Origin of the sequence: Acinetobacter sp. 22323 (assembly GCF_052044895.1) — a bacterium.
Taxonomy (GTDB): domain Bacteria; phylum Pseudomonadota; class Gammaproteobacteria; order Pseudomonadales; family Moraxellaceae; genus Acinetobacter; species Acinetobacter schindleri.
In genome coordinates, this window is sequence record NZ_JBQEOL010000005.1 from 59172 (window position 1) to 78324 (window position 19153).

At 42.9% G+C, this 19153-nt stretch carries 19 protein-coding genes; 13 read left to right on the forward strand and 6 right to left on the reverse strand.

Annotated elements, in window-relative coordinates; genetic code table 11:
• Positions 1–25: 25 nt before the first annotated feature.
• From sstT to ACTJIX_RS04855, 3 genes are all read right to left on the reverse strand, one after another.
• Entirely contained in the window at positions 26–1222 is a 1197-nt protein-coding gene (sstT, locus tag ACTJIX_RS04845) for a serine/threonine transporter SstT (RefSeq protein ID WP_005222275.1), read from the reverse strand.
• A gap of 310 nt (positions 1223–1532) precedes the next feature.
• Entirely contained in the window at positions 1533–3284 is a 1752-nt protein-coding gene (locus ACTJIX_RS04850; RefSeq protein WP_262478328.1) for a SulP family inorganic anion transporter, read from the reverse strand.
• Between the two features lie 200 nt (positions 3285–3484).
• Positions 3485–3796: an ArsR/SmtB family transcription factor gene (locus tag ACTJIX_RS04855; protein WP_004809492.1), complete on the reverse strand. Its 312-nt coding sequence runs from the start codon at positions 3794–3796 to the stop codon at positions 3485–3487.
• Positions 3797–4079: 283 nt separating this feature from the next.
• Between ACTJIX_RS04855 and cysK the strand changes: the two genes are divergently transcribed.
• The 4 genes from cysK (at position 4080) to ACTJIX_RS04875 (ending at position 8570) form a co-directional block, all read left to right on the forward strand.
• Positions 4080–5078 carry a cysteine synthase A gene (gene cysK / locus ACTJIX_RS04860; protein WP_005222271.1) on the forward strand — a complete coding sequence of 333 codons (999 nt, stop codon included), beginning with the start codon at positions 4080–4082 and terminating at the stop codon, positions 5076–5078.
• A 148-nt stretch (positions 5079–5226) separates the two neighbouring features.
• Complete coding sequence (locus ACTJIX_RS04865) at positions 5227–7911, forward strand: heavy metal translocating P-type ATPase (RefSeq protein ID WP_005222269.1); 2685 nt, start codon at positions 5227–5229, stop codon at positions 7909–7911.
• A 4-nt stretch (positions 7912–7915) separates the two neighbouring features.
• Positions 7916–8347 (forward strand): Cu(I)-responsive transcriptional regulator, encoded by a 432-nt coding sequence (gene cueR, locus ACTJIX_RS04870; RefSeq protein ID WP_004809488.1) that lies wholly within the window; start codon positions 7916–7918, stop codon positions 8345–8347.
• A 28-nt stretch (positions 8348–8375) separates the two neighbouring features.
• The gene (locus tag ACTJIX_RS04875) at positions 8376–8570 is read left to right on the forward strand and encodes a heavy-metal-associated domain-containing protein (RefSeq protein ID WP_005222267.1); all 195 of its coding nucleotides are present in this window, start codon (positions 8376–8378) and stop codon (positions 8568–8570) included.
• A 42-nt stretch (positions 8571–8612) separates the two neighbouring features.
• Here ACTJIX_RS04875 and ACTJIX_RS04880 read toward each other — a convergent pair whose 3' ends face one another.
• Complete coding sequence (locus ACTJIX_RS04880; RefSeq protein ID WP_005222266.1) at positions 8613–9218, reverse strand: TetR/AcrR family transcriptional regulator; 606 nt, start codon at positions 9216–9218, stop codon at positions 8613–8615.
• A gap of 209 nt (positions 9219–9427) precedes the next feature.
• The gene (locus ACTJIX_RS04885; RefSeq protein WP_005222265.1) at positions 9428–10519 is read right to left on the reverse strand and encodes a zinc-binding metallopeptidase family protein; all 1092 of its coding nucleotides are present in this window, start codon (positions 10517–10519) and stop codon (positions 9428–9430) included.
• A gap of 317 nt (positions 10520–10836) precedes the next feature.
• On the opposite strand from ACTJIX_RS04885, the gene ureE reads away from it, so the two are divergent.
• The 9 genes from ureE to ACTJIX_RS04930 all read left to right on the forward strand — a co-directional run bounded on the left by ureE (position 10837) and on the right by ACTJIX_RS04930 (position 18297).
• Entirely contained in the window at positions 10837–11319 is a 483-nt protein-coding gene (gene ureE / locus ACTJIX_RS04890; RefSeq protein ID WP_008307360.1) for an urease accessory protein UreE, read from the forward strand.
• Positions 11306–11971, forward strand: coding sequence for an urease accessory protein UreF (locus ACTJIX_RS04895; protein WP_005222263.1), 666 nt, complete (start codon positions 11306–11308; stop codon positions 11969–11971). Before ureE ends, ACTJIX_RS04895 begins: the two co-directional genes overlap by 14 nt.
• Before the next feature lie 17 nt (positions 11972–11988).
• Complete coding sequence (ureG, locus tag ACTJIX_RS04900; RefSeq protein ID WP_005222262.1) at positions 11989–12603, forward strand: urease accessory protein UreG; 615 nt, start codon at positions 11989–11991, stop codon at positions 12601–12603.
• Between the two features lie 30 nt (positions 12604–12633).
• Complete coding sequence (locus ACTJIX_RS04905) at positions 12634–13515, forward strand: urease accessory protein UreD (protein WP_005222259.1); 882 nt, start codon at positions 12634–12636, stop codon at positions 13513–13515.
• A gap of 270 nt (positions 13516–13785) precedes the next feature.
• Positions 13786–14088 carry an urease subunit gamma gene (ureA, locus tag ACTJIX_RS04910; RefSeq protein ID WP_005222257.1) on the forward strand — a complete coding sequence of 101 codons (303 nt, stop codon included), beginning with the start codon at positions 13786–13788 and terminating at the stop codon, positions 14086–14088.
• Positions 14089–14097: 9 nt separating this feature from the next.
• Positions 14098–14406, forward strand: coding sequence for an urease subunit beta (locus ACTJIX_RS04915; protein ID WP_004809471.1), 309 nt, complete (start codon positions 14098–14100; stop codon positions 14404–14406).
• Between the two features lie 15 nt (positions 14407–14421).
• On the forward strand, positions 14422–16122 hold the full coding sequence (ureC, locus tag ACTJIX_RS04920) for an urease subunit alpha (RefSeq protein WP_262478331.1): 1701 nt from the start codon (positions 14422–14424) through the stop codon (positions 16120–16122).
• Positions 16123–16196: 74 nt separating this feature from the next.
• Positions 16197–17309, forward strand: coding sequence for a hypothetical protein (locus ACTJIX_RS04925; RefSeq protein WP_005222243.1), 1113 nt, complete (start codon positions 16197–16199; stop codon positions 17307–17309).
• 100 nt (positions 17310–17409) lie between these two features.
• Positions 17410–18297, forward strand: coding sequence for an EamA family transporter (locus ACTJIX_RS04930; protein WP_440611235.1), 888 nt, complete (start codon positions 17410–17412; stop codon positions 18295–18297).
• A 67-nt stretch (positions 18298–18364) separates the two neighbouring features.
• On the opposite strand, the gene pcaD is transcribed toward ACTJIX_RS04930, so the two are convergent.
• Positions 18365–19144, reverse strand: coding sequence for a 3-oxoadipate enol-lactonase (gene pcaD / locus ACTJIX_RS04935; RefSeq protein ID WP_005222239.1), 780 nt, complete (start codon positions 19142–19144; stop codon positions 18365–18367).
• Positions 19145–19153: the final 9 nt, after the last annotated feature.

The window sequence follows — 19153 nt, forward strand, 5'->3', positions numbered from 1 at the left end:
AAAATATTGAATTATCAATATAAGATCAATTAGATGCGCGGTCTACAGCTGTAGTAAATAAAACGTCAGTTGATGAGTTGAGTGCAGTTTCAGTTGAATCCTGCAATACGCTAATCACCATACCGATTGCAACGACCTGCATTGCGATATCAGAAGAAATACCAAACAGACCACATGCAACTGGAATCAGCAGCAATGAACCGCCGGCAACACCAGAGGCACCACAGGCAGAAACAGTTGCAACCACAGAAAGAATAATCATGGTGGTTAAATCAACATGAATGCCTAACGTATTTACCGCTGCAAGCGATAACACGGTAATGGTTACAGATGCACCCGCCATGTTAATGGCTGCACCCAGTGGAATGGCTACACTTGAAGTGGATTCAGACACACCTAAGCGTTTCGCCAGATCCAGATTTACCGGAATATTTGCAGCTGAGCTACGGGTAAAGAATGCAGTGATGCCACTTTCGCGCAAGCAGGTAAAGACTAGTGGATAAGGATTGGCACGTGTCACCAATGCAACCAGTAATGGATTCACCACCAGTGCTACGAAGGCCATCGTACCAAGCAATACTGCCAGCAAATGACCGTAGCTTTCTAAAGTTTCCAGACCCGCTTCGGCAAAAGTAACTGCTACCAGACCAAAAATACCGACAGGTGCAAAGCTAATTACCAGACGGATCACATGGTTAATGGCATTTGCTGCATCATTTAATACGGTTTTAGTGGTTTCAGATGCATGACGGAATGCAATGCCCAGTGCCACAGCCCAAGCCAGAATACCAATGAAATTTGCTTCAGCAATTGCAACCACCGGGTTCGCAACAAAGCTGAGCAGCAGATTTTTCAGGATTTCACTTAAACTGCCTGGTGGCTGTAAGTCACCTTGTGCAGCGACGTCCAGGAACAGCGTACTTGGAAACATGATGCTGGCAATTACAGCACTCACTGCGGCCAGGAACATGCCGATCGCATACATGTACATGATCGGGCGCATACGGGAGTTTCCTTGACCCACTTTAAAGTTAGCAATGGAAGCCAGAACTAAAATGAAAACGAGGACAGGAGCGACAGATTTAAGAGCTTTAATAAAAAGGTCGCCTAGCAGACTGAGGTAGGGCGCATATTCTGGAAAAACCAGCGCGACACCAATACCAAGTATAATGGCAATGATGATTCGGGAGACTAAACTCATACGCGAAAGGGCAGAGAACATAAGGTTGCCTTGTGTAAATTACGAGGGCTAAATGCGGAAAAAATTTGCGTTATTTTATACTTAAAATTCTATGTGCTTAAAATATATTTTTAGTTTAAATATAAGTTTATGAAAATAAATAATAATTATAGAAAACCACCTATATTTTTTGTCTATAATTTAATCAAAATCAAGTTTTGGACAAAATTTTAAGATGAAAATGTATACCATATATTTATTATAGAAATGCTCTTAAAAAAGTGATCAATTTTGCTGATACTACGAGATGCCTTCAAAATTAATCACGTTGTTCCTGGAACAGTCAAATGAGTTAAATGGAATAATCTTTACTGTGATCATTAAACAGATCGGGAGAGAGATCCCGAATTGCCTGATAGTGCGTCAGATAAATCTGTCCACTGAGATGTTTAAGCAATTTGGATTCCTGTAAGCGATCCATGACTGGTCCTTTCACTTCCGCAAAGTGTAGACGAATATTGAGTTTGGACAGTTCTGTATTCAGATCTTCCAGCATTTCCAGAGCACTAAGGTCAATGGCACTGATACTGGAACAGTTCAAAATGACATGCTCGAGCTGGTCTTTACCACTGACTGCATTAATCAAAAAGCCTTTAAAGGCATTAGCATTCAGGAAGCTTAGATTTTCATCAATACGCAAGGAAAGCACCTGATCTGAGGTCAGCACCTGATGGCGCTGCACATTGCGGAAATGCTGGGTGCCTTCAATCAGGCCGACTACTGCAATATGCGGACGGGAAATACGCAACAGCATCAGCACGAAGGTGGAAATAATGCCAATAATCAGACCTGTCGAGATATCAATCAGCACCACACCAAAGAAAGTTACCCACATGGCAATCCCGTCTGCTTTGGAATAGCGCCAAGCGTTCATAAAGGGCTGGAAATCAACCAGTTTCCAGATCGATACAATGATCGTGGCTGCAAGAATCGCCAGTGGCAGCTCTTCAAAGAAACCAGTAAAAAACAGGCTGACCAAAATAATCAGCAGAGAAGACAGTACACCCGCCATTGGCGTTCTGGCACCAGCATCTGCGTTGACTACAGTACGTGACAAGCTACCAGTAACTGGAAAGGCAGAACTGACTCCGGCACTAATATTGGCAATACCCAGTGCAATCAGTTCCTGGTTACTGTTTAGCTGGCTACGTTGCTGTAATGCTGTTGCTTGCGCGATAGACAGCGATTCCACAAAACTGATCATCGCAATCATGGTCGCGCCTGGCAGCAAGGTGAGCACTAAATCCCAGTTCCAGTGTGGAAAACTTAAAGGTGGAAATCCGGAAGGAATTGCACCTACCGTTTTGATCCCTTGTATTTGCAGATTTAGATACACCACAGCCAAAATACCTAAAGCGACTAGCATTAATGGTACAGCACGCACCAGAAAATCAGTCGATCCAATCCGGCTTTGTACAGACTGGGATTTCAGAATTTTTGGAAGATAGATCAGCAGGCCAATGGACAGCAGCCCAAAAACCAGACTTGGCCAGTGAATCAGATGGAGATATTCCAACAGGCTAAACACAAATTGCTGAAGATTATTGGCTTGTAATGGCACATCGACCAGAAACTTAAACTGTCCAACCGCAATCAGCAGCGCAGAAGCAATAATAAAACTCTGAATTACCGGATGGCTAATCAGCTGAATCAAAAAACCAAAACGCATTAAGCCTAATAATAGGGAAATGATTCCGACCATCAGCGCCAATAAAGTTGCTGCTGCGATATAGACGGGTGAACCGACTTCAAATAAAGGATTCAGCGTGGCGAAGGTCATCATGGAAATGATGGCCACAGGACCAATCGACAAGGTACTGCTACTACCTAGCATAGCGTACAGAATCATAGGCAGGATACTGGCATATAGCCCCATGATCGGCGGCAATCCAGCCAGCATGGCATACGCCATACCTTGCGGCACCAGCATGGCAACCACAATTAACGAAGCCAGCACGTCGGACTTGAATTTAACCGGACTATAGTGGCTTAACCATGACCAGGCCGGTAATAATTGCAGCAGTTTTGACTTCGAATTGGACATATAAAAGTCTAAATCACAAATATAGATATATTATGCACATTTTCTGCTAAGAAATCATGGATAAAAGTGGAGCTTGATCAACCCTCATATAAAAAATGACCTGACCAGTTCTTAGCAATAATTCTGTCTCAAAGAGATGATCTACATATTGAAGATCATCTCCAGTGCTAAGAGGAATGTTTAGACTCTAGATAAAATGCTTAAGCTTTTGCACAGTACAATTGATACAGCGTATTCAGGATGACCACCAGATTCTGATCTTTAATAGAATAGAAAATTTGCTTACCATCGCGGCGGGTACTGACCACATCACTTTTACGTAACATCATCAATTGCTGGGAAAGTGTAGGTTGCTGGATGTGGGTGAGATTTTCAATTTGGGAAACGTTGAGTTCCGCTTGGGAAAGATGACATAGGATGATGAGACGGTCAGTGTTTGCAAGAGATTTCAGGATGCCAACCACCTGATCAGCTGAATCACGCATGGTGGTGATTTCAAGATCGGTATTCATTCAGAATGTCCATAGAGATAAAATACAGCGCGAATGATTATAAAGGTCTGAATCCTTAAACATTTGGTAAAAATCACTTATTTTTATGGCTTTTTGTGAATTTAAATATCAATAAAAATTATATATTTGACATTAAGTAATCAGTTATTTTTATTGTATATTAATAACTTATATAACAGTTGATTTGCCATAATAGAGTACAGATTCCACTTTCTTCTACAAAATCTGAAAATACTTGTATGATGATAGTGCACTTCGAGCTAATAACATCAGGGATATACTAATGAGTACAGATGCAGCATTTCCTACGCCCAACAATCTGGGAATAGCGGTTTACAGTAACAATGCAGAAGCCATTGGCAATACACCTCTTGTGCGCATTAACCGTGCCATCACAGGTGGAGCAACTGTACTCGCGAAAGTTGAGAGCCGTAATCCGGCATTTTCGGTGAAATGCCGTATTGGTGCAGCGCTGATTGCAGATGCTGAAAAATCTGGTAAGTTAAAACCAGGCATGCACATTGTTGAACCAACCAGTGGCAATACCGGTATTGCACTGGCTTTCGTTGCTGCAGCAAAAGGCTATCCACTTACACTGACTATGCCAGCCAGCATGAGTATCGAACGCCGTAAAGTGGTCAAAGCCTTTGGCGCTAACCTGATTTTGACTGAACCTGCGAAAGGCATGAAAGGTGCAGTAGATGAAGCGGTTCGTCTAGTGACTGAACAGCCTGAAACATATTTCTTGCCACAACAGTTTGAAAACCCCGCTAACCCGAAAATTCATGAAGAAACGACTGGCCCAGAAATCTGGGAAGCGACTGGCGGTAATGTTGATATTCTGGTTGCTGGTGTAGGAACTGGCGGTACCATTTCAGGTATTTCACGTTACTTCGAAAAAGTCCGTAACAAGCCGATCTATTCGGTTGCCGTTGAGCCAGCTGAGTCACCAATTATTACTCAGGCGAAACGTGGTGAATCATTGACGCCTGGACCACATAAAATCCAGGGGATCGGTGCGAACTTTATTCCTGGTAACCTTGATCTTGATCTGGTAGATGAAGTCATTGCGATTGACAGTACTACGGCAGTGGAATGGGCACGTAAAACGGCATCGCAAGAAGGTATTTTGGTGGGTATATCAAGTGGTGCTGCGATGGCTGCGGCTGCACAACTTGCAGCGCGTCCTGAAAATGCAAGTAAAAACATTGTGGTAATTTTGCCAGATGGTGGTGAACGTTACCTGTCATCGATATTATTTGAAGATATTTCTGCGGAATAATTTTTAGCAAGTATTTGACAATACGTTAAAAGCCCGGGTTTATGATCCGGGCTTTTTTATTTTCACATAAAGACTTGACCTTCCAACTATGGGAAGGTTTAAGCTATAAACTAAATTCAAACTATCAATAATATAAAGGATATGTGCCATGCAGGAACTGTCGAATACTCAACTGTATCAAACGACTGTACAGATTGAAGGTATGACCTGTGCTTCTTGCGTGGCACGGGTAGAAAAGGCTTTAAAGAAAATTGAAGGCGTAGTTTCGGCTCATGTCAATCTATCTACGGAAAAGGCATCGATTAGTGCCGATCATGTGATTCCCTGTGCCGAGATTATCCAGAAAATAGAGCGTGCTGGCTTTAAGGTGGTACAACAGAAATTCGAACTGGATATTGAAGGCATGAGCTGTGCCTCTTGTACTGCCCGAATTGAAAAAGCCCTCAAAAAAATTCCAGAAGTGCTGGAAGCCAATGTGAATCTGTCTACCGAAAAGGCTTATGTCACTGCAGTCAGTTCTTTACAGCAACAGGTCTTGGTCAAAGCCATTCAGAAAGCCGGTTTTGATGTCAAAGCAGATCAGCTTGAACTAAATATTGAAGGGATGACTTGTGCATCCTGCGTCGCTCGGGTGGAAAAAGCACTCAATAAAGTGGAAGGCGTCACTGCGGCCAGTGTCAATCTGGCCACTGAAACGGCACAGGTTTCTGGTTCAAACCTGAATATTGCTAATCTGATCCAAGCGGTTAAAAAAGCCGGTTATGAGGCACAGCTAAAAACTGCAAAAGTGAATTTCACCGAGCAGCAGAATTTCCAGCATAAAAAAGCTGAAGAAACAGCTTCATTGTATCGTGATCTTTGGATTGCCCTGGCGCTGGCATTACCGGTATTTATTCTGGAAATGGGATCACATCTGCTTCCGTCCTTCCATCATTTTGTTGTGCATAATATTGGTACGCAGAACAGCTGGTATATCCAGTTTGTACTGACCACTTTGGTATTATTGTTTCCGGGGCGGCGTTTCTACCAGCATGGGATTCCAGCTTTACTGCGACTGGCACCTGATATGAACTCGCTGGTAACGGTGGGTACATTGGCAGCATATCTGTTTTCCGTTATCGCAACATTCTTCCCATTTTTATTGCCGCAAGCCACCGTACATGTCTATTTTGAAGCGGCAGCGGTCATTATTGCCTTGATCCTGTTAGGTCGCTACCTGGAAGCACGTGCCAAAGGCAAAACCTCACAGGCGATTCAATACCTGATTGGCCTGCAGCCTAAAACCGCACGTGTCTTACAGGATGGACAATGGCTGGACCTGCCCATTTCCGAAGTCCAGCAGGATATGATCATCGAAATTCGCCCGGGTGAAAAAGTCGCAGTAGATGGTGTAGTGACTTCCGGTCATAGCTATGTCGATGAAGCGATGGTGACGGGTGAACCGGTGCCTGTGGCCAAAAATACTGATGATAGAGTGGTTGGCGGCACTATTAACCAGAATGGAACCTTGCAAATCCGTGCGACCGCCGTGGGTGAAGATTCAGTACTGGCGCAGATCATTAAAATGGTCGAGCAGGCGCAAGGTGCCAAACTGCCGATTCAGGCAGCTGTAGATAAAGTTACCTTATGGTTTGTGCCTGCGGTAATGGGTCTGGCTTTATTGACCTTTATAGTCTGGTTCCTGCTTGGTCCTGAGCCACAATTGAGTTATGCACTGGTTAATGCCGTGGCAGTTCTGATTATTGCCTGTCCATGTGCCATGGGCCTGGCAACACCGACCTCGATTATGGTCGGTACCGGTCGTGCGGCAGAAATGGGGATACTGTTCCGTAAAGGCGAAGCTCTACAGTTATTGCAGCAAACTAAAGTTGTGGCAGTCGATAAAACCGGAACACTGACAGAAGGAAAACCTGTCATGACTGATTTTCACGTGCTAGAAGGTTTTAATAAACAGCAGGTTTTACAACTGATCGCCTCGGTAGAAGCCAAGTCTGAACATCCGATTGCCTATGCGATTGTGCAGGCTGCAAAAGAGCAGCAGATCGAATTAATCGAAGTAAGTAAATTTGATTCGATTACTGGCGCCGGGATTAAAGCACAGATCAATAATCAGGATATCCAGATTGGTGCTGAACGATTGATGCAACAGCTGGGTTTAAATACCGAGCACTTTGCTGGAATAGCCTCTAAATTGGGACAAGAAGGCAAGACACCGCTGTATGCAGCGCTCAATGGAAAACTGGCAGCTATTATTGCCGTAGCTGATCCGATTAAAGATACCAGCTTTAAAGCCATTGAAGAATTGCATCGTCAAGGTCTGAAAGTCGCAATGATTACGGGTGATAACCCACATACGGCGAATGCGGTAGCACAACAACTCAAGATTGATCATGTGATTGCTGAAGTCTTACCTCATGAAAAAGTCGATGCCGTAAAAATGCTGCAAAAAGAGCATGGCATTGTAACCTTTGTGGGTGATGGTATTAACGATGCACCGGCACTCGCGCAAGCAGATGTCGGCATGGCGATTGGTACGGGGACTGATGTTGCAATTGAAGCGGCAGATGTAGTGCTCATGTCTGGCAATATGCAGCATGTCGCCACCGGCATTGGCATCAGTCAGGCCACCATCAAGAATATTCGACAGAACCTGTTCTGGGCCTTTGTCTATAATATTGCATTGATCCCAATTGCTGCGGGTATCCTGTATCCATTCTTTGGCATCCTGCTTTCGCCAATGTTTGCCGCAGGTGCAATGGCTTTATCATCGGTATTTGTTGTCAGCAATGCCTTGCGTTTAAAGCTGTATCAGCCACTATCAGCACAGGAGTAAATCAGTGAATATTGGACAAGCCGCCAAACGATCCGGTATCTCGGCCAAAATGATTCGCTATTATGAAGAGATTGGTCTGTTACCTGCGCCGAAACGTAGTGAAAGTGGCTATCGTGACTATAGTGATGCTGATATCCGTATGCTCGGTTTTATCCAGCATGCACGCGAGCTGGGATTTTCCTCGGAACAGATGAAAGAGTTGTTAGGCCTATGGCAGAATGAAGTGCGGCAGAGCAGTGAAGTTAAACAGCTGGCACAAAAACATATCACTATACTGGAACAGAAAATTCAGGATATGCAGGCCATGGTCAAAATTTTGAAGCAATCTGTCGCGCGTTGTGCTGGTGATGAGCGTGCCGATTGTGCAATTTTAAAAGATATCGAGCAGGGACTGGATACAAATCCACCCTCCAGCCATCACTCAACTTCAAGTTAGAATAAATCATTCCTAAGGAGATAAGCGCATGAAATTTCGTATTGAAAATATGACCTGTGGCGGTTGTGCACGTAGTGTTACTGCAACCATCAAGGATCTGGATGAACATGCACGTGTTGAAATCGACGTAGAGAAAAAGCTGGTTGAAGTAGAAACTGGCGTACATCAGGATGAAATCGTTGCTGCACTGACTGAAGACGGTTTTCCACCTGTAGCAGTATAAGTAGCGCTACGAAAGCAAGCCTGACCTGTGTGTCAGGCTTTTTTATACAGAGGTATTGTTGGGTGCAATCATTAAAGCTTGATTGACATAGAGTTCAATCAATCGTTCACGAGAACCGATAGCTTTTTGATAGCTGGTTGAATTCAGTAACAAGGAAGCGCCATAGGTCACTGTCCAGATAAAAGACAGATAATCCCGGATCGACATGTTACTGTTATTGGCATCCAGATATTCACGAGTAAGGTCACGGATACTCAGAATCCGTTCTTCACGAACCTGATACAGTTCCTGAAACAGTTCTTTCAGACCTTTTTCAGTATTGGTCAGGCGCTCCTCAATCATATGCAGTAAAATGGTTCGATTGGAATTGTGCAAATGATAAAGCATATATTCCAATACATAAGTCCGGAAGTCAGTATTAAAACGTTTGGAAATCTCTAGAAGACGCTGTTCATTTAAAATAATCAGTTCCAGATATAACTGGTTTTTGCTTTTAAAATGCTTGTAAATGGTCCCCTTGGCAATATCCATTTCACTGGCAAGCTCATTCAGGGTAATGTCTTCGTTATTATCTAGAAGCAGGTTCTCGGCCATGCTCAGAATTTTTTCTTTACGCAGAAGAAAGTTCTGTTGTCTTACACTACTCATCTTATCTTTACTAACGTGTCGAAAAAGAACAATAACAGCCTAATTATTTTCAGATTAAATGAATATCAAACTATGGTCGTGCATGGTAATAAAATTGTTGGATAATTGATCATTTACTGACTAAATTCATAAAAATGACCAGGATCTGGTGGCTAAACGGCAATTTAGAAGATAATTCTCATTGTTTTAGGACGTGACGGGGCAGCGATTTAACTGGGTAATTTTGAATCAGCTTCTTTAAATGCTTTGTCCAGTACATGACTATGAATAAAGCGCAGCTTGTTTTTCACAACTTCGGTAAGCGTAAACGGATAGGCATCTTCCAGTCCCATGCTACGATTCAGGGCGTTCAGGTTAAACGTTAAAGTGATCCAGTTATCCAGAATGTGTTCAATGTCTTTGCCGCCAATCGGGCATTCATTAAAGGACATGCTGGCCAAGGTTTTACCATTTCCATCAACACGCAGGCCACCATAAAAAGCGGTTTCCAGAGTGTCCATAATATGCAGATAATGCGCCCAGGTTTCGGCCCAATCTTCCCATGGGTGTGCCGTCGCATAGGTGCTGATATATTTTTCTTGCCAATTTTCTGGCGCACCTTCTTCATAATGGCGCTGCAACGCAGTGGCATAATGCTGACGTTCATCACCAAAATAAAGTCTAAATTCTTCAATTAGTTCTGGATGAAGATGCTGCATGATACTGAAATAAAAATGCCCACTTTCATGGCGGAAGTGACCTAAAAGAGTGCGATAATTTTCACCCATATCAATACGCGTGGTTTCCCGATACACCACATCTGCTTCAATGGCATTCATGGTGATCAGGCCATTGGCATGTCCGGTTAACACTGGCTTACCATCCATAGGCAATAAAAAGTGAAAACGCAGACCAAATACATCATCATCTGTACGTTTTGGACGCGGCATCATATTCATGCGCTGAGTAAGATATAAAAAGCGCCGTTTGGCCTCTTCAAGTCGCCGCCAGTAGGTAATAACGTCAGGATCATCCAGATTGGGAATAATATGGGTCAGCTGACAGGACTCGCAGTAATCCTCATCGCAATCGCCCGGAATCATCCAGTTACAGACCTGATAATGGGTATAGTTATAGCAAGGCTTATAGTGCGTGGCACGATATTCTGATTTCAGCGGAATCCATTCATCTTCACTGATTTTTTCAAAAGTGCACATGTCCTTTTCCGATGCGATATAACCAATCGGAGATTTGCAGTGATGGCATTCAGTTGAATAAAAAAAGATCTGATGCTCACATTTGGGACATTCAAAATATTTCATTTTCACTCCGTGAAAAGCGTGGAACCGCTAAGCCCGAGTAGTTTTACTTAAATCCAGTTGCTATCATTTCATTTAAATAAAACTAAATAATTCAGATACTTGAATCAAAATAACTAAACTCTTAACTCAGCTGGCTGCTCTTATATTTTAGCCGCAGTTGAAGATAGGTGAAATGTCATTCGTAATTTTTATGTAAGAAAATTGAATCCAATATCTTGGCACGATAAATGCTTTATTTTGATGCAATATTTTCTGTTTTTTGATCAATTGTTCCGCTTTGGAACGTGATGAATCAAATTGATGCATATAGGGCCAAGATGAAGATTTTTACCCAACGTTTGGAAGATGCCAGTCACTCTACTGATATTGAAAGCATTGAACTTAGCTTTGATACGCGTCAAAAAAGCCGTTTCCGCGCTACGCTAAAAAATGGCACCGATATTGGTGCAGACCTGCCACGTACCGGGATTTTACGTAGTGGTTCAGTCATCGCCACCGATCGTGGTGAATTGCTGCGTGTTAATGCCAAGCCAGAAACCTTGATGCAGGTCACCGCAGATCATGAATTTGATCTTTTGAAGGCAGCCTATCACCTGGGTAACCGTCATGTGCCGCTGATGCTGACACCAACGGCACTCTACTTTGAACCGGATCATGTGCTGGCTGAAATGGTCGAAGGTTTGGGTTTACATGTAGATACAGTACAACATCCGTTTGAACCAGAGAGCGGCGCTTATGCACAGCACCAGCATGATCACCGTTTAAGCCCAATCAAGTCACTGCATCATGTCGCACATTAAGGCTTCGCAACTACTCAGCCTGCTAACCCTGTCTTCGACGGCACTACCGGTCGGTGCTTACTGCTATTCACAAGGGGTTGAAAGCGCGATTGATACCGGCTTGATTCATGACGAAGCTTCCAGCATTGCCTACTTTAATGAAGTGTTGGAAATGCTATTGCTGCGGTTCGAACTGCCAATTTTAAAATGCTTAATGCAAAGTTATGACGATGAAATCATATTTCAGCATTGGGCTGAAATTTACAGGGCAAGCCGTGAAAGTAAGGAATTACTGGCAGAATCCCAGCAGCTGGCATTTTCGCTGAATGCCTGGATTCGCGATGTACTCAAGCGACCAGTAAAAGTTAAAAAACAGTATGGCTACGTTCCAGTCTATGCCCAGTTGTGTGGCGAATTGCATTTAGAAGTCGATGATGTCCTGACTGCTTATGCATTTGCTGTTCTGGAAAATCAGGTATTAGCCGCTGTGAAAACAGTGCCTTTGGGGCAAATGAGTGGTCAGCGGATTCTTTGGCATCTGCATGGAGAAATTCCGGCACTTATCGAGCGTGCCATTAACCTGAGTGATGATGAGATGAGTAGCGCTTTGCCGAATTACGCCATGCTGAGCATGCGCCATGAAAATCAGTATTCCCGTTTATTTAGATCTTAAAAATTAAAGGAAAAATTATGTCAGAACGTAGTCCATTACGCGTTGGAATCGGTGGCCCAGTGGGTTCAGGTAAAACTGCTTTAACCCTGAATTTGTGTCAGGTATTGCGAAATAAATACAACATGGCCGTGGTCACCAATGACATTTATACCAAGGAAGATTCGAACTTCCTGACCCGTAATGAAGCCATGTCGCCTGACCGTATTGTCGGTGTTGAAACTGGTGGCTGTCCACATACTGCGATTCGCGAAGATGCCTCGATTAACTTGGCAGCTATTGATGACCTGTGTGAAAAGTTTGATGGACTGGAGCTGATCATTATTGAAAGTGGTGGAGATAACCTGGCTGCAACCTTTAGTCCTGAGCTGTCTGATCTGACTTTATATGTGATTGATGTTGCTGGTGGTGAAAAGATTCCACGTAAAGGTGGCCCGGGTATTACCAAATCGGACTTACTGATCATTAATAAAACCGACTTAGCACCGATGGTGGGGGCAAATTTGGATGTTATGGATCAAGACGCAAAACGTATGCGTGGCGAGAAACCATTTTTATTTTCCAATATGAAAACCAAAGATGGTCTTGAGCAAATTATTGAATTTATCGAAAAACAAGGTCTGTTTAAGGCATAGGTTAGTTAGTCAGGATAAGTGCACAACGAAATGAATAGCGTGGTAGAAGCAGAACACGGCTCAGCAGCAAAACTCTGGTTTGCACGTTTGCAACTGGGTTTTGAGGCAGATTGCAGTAATGGGCGAACCATTCTGCAGCATCGCAAGCATGAGGGCCCGGTTCGTGTGCAAAAAATGCTGTGGCCTGAAAAAACCGGAGTCTGTCATGCAATTATTGTACATCCACCTGCCGGAATTGCCGGAGGAGATCATCTGAGTTTCGATATGCGCGTCGGAGCAAATGCGCACGGACTGGTGACCACACCAGGTGCCGGTAAATGGTACAAGACTAATCTGAAACAGGCCTATCAGCATATTGATATTCGTGTGGAAGAAAAAGGGATTTTTGAATGGCTGCCGCAGGAAACCATGCTATTTGATGGTGCCAATGCACATGCGTCCACCACCATTCACTTAGATCAAACTGCCAGTTTTATTGGTTGGGACATGCTGGTGATTGGCCGTCAGGCAAGATACGAGCAGTTCGAGCAGGGCGGGTATCGCAGCCGTTTTTTACTGTATCGCGGTGCAAAGCTATTGGTCGCAGATCAGCTGAAATTCTCAGGACAGGATCGCTGGCTAAAATCCTGTCTGGGTATGAATGGACATGCTGTGATGGGCAATCTATGGGCTGTACCGCCTGAAAAATATCGTGCAAGTTTTTATCTGGATGAGCACATCGATCTGATTCGTGAACTCCTCATGCGTATGGATGTACCGGTGACATTAACACTACTGGATGATGTGCTGACGGCGCGTTATCTCGGGGATGACGTGCGCCAGTGTCATGATGCATTTGCTGCGATTCGTGCACGACTGCGTCGTTACTGGTTTGGACTAGATGAAGAGTTTCCGAGGATTTGGCGGACGTAATCCCTCCTTGCGTAGCCGTGCTACTCACCCTTTAAAAAGGGAGGAGAAAAGCCCCTCTTTCATAAAGAGAGATTGGGGAGATTTATAGAAATGGATTTAGGACAATTTTATTAATCCCTCCTTGTGAAGCAGTGCTTCTCATCTCCCAAAGGGAGAAGGAGTTTTTACATACAGGTGAATTTCCCTCTCCTATAAGGAGAGGGTTAGGGAGAGGTTTCTATAACGTGCACACATTTTGCATTAAAAATATTGAAGAAATAGGAAATAGACATGGAACTAAATCCGACTGAAAAGGACAAAATGCTGATTTTTATTGCAGGACTGGTGGCAGAGCGCCGTAAGGCACGCGGGCTGAAATTAAATTACCCGGAAGCCATTGCCTTTATTTCTGCTGCTTTACTGGAAGGTGCACGTGATGGCATGAGTGTGAGCGAGTTGATGCACTACGGCACGACTTTACTGACCCGTGATGATGTCATGGAAGGTATACCTGAAATGATTGCCGAAGTTCAGGTTGAAGCGACCTTTCCTGATGGCTCTAAGCTCGTCACTGTGCATCAACCGATTGTCTAGGAGCGTCATATGATTCCGGGTGAAATTTTTACGCCAGATACTGATATTGAAATGAATGTGGGTAGACAAACTTTAAAGATGACCGTGGCTAATGCGGGTGATCGTCCGATTCAGGTGGGTTCACATTTTCACTTTGCCGAGGCTAATGATGCTTTGCAATTTGACCGCGAAAAAGCCCATGGCTATCGCTTAAATATTGCAGCAGGAACAGCCGTTCGATTTGAGCCTGGACAAAGCCGTGATATTGAATTGGTGGCTTTAGCCGGTAAGCGCGAAGTGTATGGCTTTGCAGGTCGGGTCATGGGCAAGTTGGACTAAAGGAATACTTATAAAATGAAAATGTCACGCCGTGCTTATGCGGAAATGTTTGGTCCAACGGTTGGCGATCGTGTCCGTTTAGCCGACACCGAACTGTTTATTGAAGTGGAACAAGACCTCACCACCTATGGGGAAGAGGTCAAATTTGGTGGTGGTAAAGTCATTCGTGATGGAATGGGGCAATCTCAGCTTTTAGCCGATGACGTTGCTGATACTGTGATTACCAATGCACTAATTGTCGATTGGTGGGGTATTGTCAAAGCAGATGTTGGTTTGAAAAATGGCCGCATCTGGAAAATTGGTAAAGCAGGCAACCCTGATATTCAGCCTGATATTACTATTCCATTGGGTGCTGCAACCGAAGTCATTGCAGGTGAGGGGCAGATTCTCACTGCTGGCGGTGTGGATACCCATATTCACTGGATTTGCCCGCAACAAGTGGAAACGGCATTGATGTCAGGTGTGACCACCATGATTGGCGGTGGTACAGGACCTGCGGCAGGCACATCAGCAACCACAGTGACACCGGGGCCGTGGCATATCTCGACTATGTTACAAGCCATTGATGATTTACCGATGAATATTGGTTTATTGGGCAAAGGTAATTTAAGTCAACCTGAACCGATAGCCGAGCAAATTAAAGCGGGTGTGGTCGGTTTAAAACTGCATGAAGATTGGGGTTCAACACCTGCAGCTATTGATAACTGCTTAACCGTCGCAGATCAGTATGATGTACAGGTGGCGATTCATACAGACACACTAAATGAAAGCGGCTTTCTAGAAGAAACTTTGGCAGCATTTAAAAACCGGACCATTCATACCTACCATACTGAAGGCGCTGGTGGCGGACATGCGCCTGATATTTTAAAAGCTATTGGTCAGCCGAACGTATTGCCATCTTCGACCAACCCAACCCGTCCATATACCATCAACACCATTGATGAGCATTTGGATATGTTGATGGTGTGCCATCATTTAGACCCTGCAATTTCTGAAGATGTGGCATTTGCGGAAAGTCGTATTCGCCGTGAAACTATTGCAGCGGAAGACATTTTGCAGGATTTGGGCGCAATTGCCATGATGTCATCAGACTCGCAAGCAATGGGGCGTGTCGGTGAAGTCGTGATTCGCACATGGCAAACCGCACATAAAATGAAAGTGCAGCGTGGACCTTTGGAGGGTGACAATGCCACACATGATAATAATCGTGTAAAGCGTTATATCGCCAAATATACGATTAACCCTGCCATCACGCACGGTTTAAGTCATGAAATTGGTTCGGTGGAAGTAGGTAAACTTGCCGATTTAGTCTTATGGAAACCTGCATTTTTTGGCGTTAAACCGTCGATGATTATTAAAGGTGGGATGATTGCAGCTGCGCCAATGGGCGATATTAACGCGTCCATTCCAACACCTCAGCCTGTGCATTATCGTCCGATGTTCGGTGCCAATGCGCGTGGTGTGCATAACACCTGTATTACCTTCTTATCGCAAGTGGCGATAGAGGCATGTGTGCATGAAAAGCTCGGTCTGAAAAAGTTGATTAGTCCGTGTAAAGGCACACGGGATATTCAGAAAAAAGATATGAAGTTGAATACTTACTGTCCTGTGATGGAAGTTGACCCGGAGATTTATGAAGTTCGGGCAGATGGGAAATTGTTGACTTGTGAACCCGCGGAAGTATTGCCGATGGCGCAAAGGTATTTCTTGTTTTGATATAAAAAGCCCCAAAAATTGGGGCTTTTAATTTATAGTTAAATTATTTACTTAAATAAAAATAAGAGGCAATTGTGGGATTTTCTTTACAAAGTAATGATTTTACTAGTGCAATCAATCGTATCCAAGCAGTAATTAGCAAAGCTATGGAATCATCTGATCCGATTCTTAAAGATTGGGCTCAAAACCTTTTGAGAGTTGATTTTGTATTTAATAATGAATCCATAGAGCAACTAGAAAATAACTTACATGAAACTAAGAAATGGAATTTATTTAATTTAGTCGACGCATATGCTGATAATAAAAATAATGATTTAGAACTATTGAAAGTAACTACGATCATTGTTTTTATTTATTTTCAAGAAGCATATTTTAGATTAGGTGAATATAGTGAAAATATAGTTTTTAATAAGTTTAAGGATAAAGTTTATGATTTAAAAAAAGAAGAATATCAAAAATATAAAATATACTTTGATTATTTAGATGAATTACCATACAGAATTTGCAAAGAGATATATAGTGATACGAGATTAAATGAAATCAGAATTTTTTTAGAGGAAAAAGATTTTTCAGAGTTCAAAAGCTTTGTCGAAACCAACACAACAACTTTTGAAATGATAAAAAAATGGGAAGAAACTTTTGAATATAAACAAAAAATTGTTTCAGAATTGGAAAATAAACTTGAGCATAGTAAGCAAACTTATGATTTTGTCTTATTAAATAAAGGTTTTAAGGAGCTTTATGAACAGAAAAAATTAGAGTTAAAAGAAAGAAGAGAAGGTTATTCGCAATTTGGAGCTACCCTAGTATGTGTGCCATTAGCTGTAATTATTGCAATCATTATTTTAATTTTGACAGGCTACGAAGCTAAATTAGCATCAATGTGGTTTTTAGCAATACCAATTACGACATTAATGTTGTTTCTGTTTTATTTTACTCGAGTAGGATTGCAGCATGTGCGTTCAGTTCAATCTCAAATGATGCAACTCGAACTTCGAATGGCACTCTGTCAGTTTATTCATAACTATGCAGAAGACTCTGAAAAATTGCATACTAAAAATAAAGCAGGTTTTGAGAAATTTGAAAATATTATCTTCTCACCATTAGTTTCATCAGACGATAAAATTCCCACCACTTTTGATGGAATGGAGCAACTTGCCAAATTAGTGAGTGAATTTAGAAGGTAATCCAAACTTTCTGCTATCAATTCCGATCATATTTATAATTAGTCATCTCATCTGCAAAGGCATAAAATTATTTCACTTTTAACCTAACAGCAGATTAGACATGGCAATCAGTTGGATCTTCTTTACCTTAATGGCTGCATTCATGCAGGCATGGCGTAATGCATTTCAAAAACAACTGAGTTCGACTGTTGACGTCTGGGGCGTAACGCTTGCGCGTTTCTTGTTTGGTTTTCCACTTGCATTTATATATATCCAACTACTGTACCATTTTTACCCAGTCATTGAAGCTGTGCATTTTACTGCAAAGTATTGGATATATATTTTCATTGCAGGAGTGAGCCAAATTCTTGCCACTGTACTGATGGTGCAACTGTTTAAACAAAAAAATTATGCTATTGGTGTTGGTTTAGCCAAAAGTGAAGCTATCTTAGCCGCGATTATTGGCGTGGCTTTTCTATCAGATCATTTATCGTTCTTAGCCTGGATTGGCGTACTCATTGGCGGTTATGCAGTATTTTTACTAAGTAAAGACAACCAACTGAGTGGACTTTCTGCTAAAACGTTGATGATCGGGGTAGGTAGTGGGCTTTGTTTTGCCATTACGTCCCTTTTAGTTCGAGAAGCCAGTCTAGAACTAACTAATTTGCCTGTATTACACCGTGCATCTTGGGTATTAATTTTAGTCATTGGCTTCCAATGCATCAGCATGCTCATTTATTTAAGCCTATTTAGCCGTAAAACACTCGTTGCTATGCGTGAACGTATGGGACTGACTATGAAAGTAGGCTTTTGTAGTTTCACAGCATCCCTTGGTTGGTTTACTGCCATGAGCATGATGAGTGTACCGGTGGTGAAAACCTTAGGGCAGATCGAGATTTTATTTAGTATGCTGATCTCGGCGTATTTCTTTAAAGATAAATTGGCCAAGGCTGAACATTGGGGACTGGTGCTGGTGGTGATTGCAGCAATCTTAGTGATTTGGGCTTAATTCTTACTTAATTTGATCCAGAAAAAAAGCCACTGATCAACAGTGGCTTTTTCTTTGCATCTAGTGTTCAAGCTGCAATAAATTTCTGAACGGCCTGATTAAAGGCCTCCGGTTGCTCCACACTGGAAATGTGCGAGGCATTGATTTCAAACAACTGGCTTTGTGCAATTTCAGCTTGCATGGCTTGACCATCTGCAACTGTTGTCACAGGGTCTTGCTGACCAGCCACAATCAGTACCGGCACAGAAATGGTTTTGATCTGTTCGCGTAAATCCGCCTTAGCCAAAGCTTCGCAGCAACTCGCATAACCTTCCGGGCTGCCAGCTCCAAGGTCGTTTGAAAGCTCTGCAACTATCGCTGCGTTGCTCTGGATAAAGGGATCGGTAAACCAGCGTGATGCTGCTGTCGATGCGATCGGTTGTAAACCTTGTTCACGCACCAGCGCGGCACGGTCATTCCAGGCCTGTTCCTGACCAATCTTGGCAGCAGTATTGCAGATAATCACGTGGCTAAAACGTTCGGGCTTGTTGATTGCTAACCATTGACCGGTTAAACCACCCATTGAAATACCACAGAACGCAGCTTTCTCAATTTTTAAATGATCAAGTAGGTTTACAACATCTTGACCCAGTTGATCAAGGCTATACGGACCTTGCGGTGCAGATGAAGCCCCATGACCGCGAGTGTCATAACACACTACAAAATAATCTTGCTGGAAAAATTCAATTTGTGGTTGCCACATGCTGAATTTGGTGCCCAGTGAATTAGAAAAAATCAAGGCTGGCTTAGATGCATCACCAAAGGTCTGGTAGTTGATCTGTGCATCATTCGATGTAAATGTTGGCATTTTTTAAAT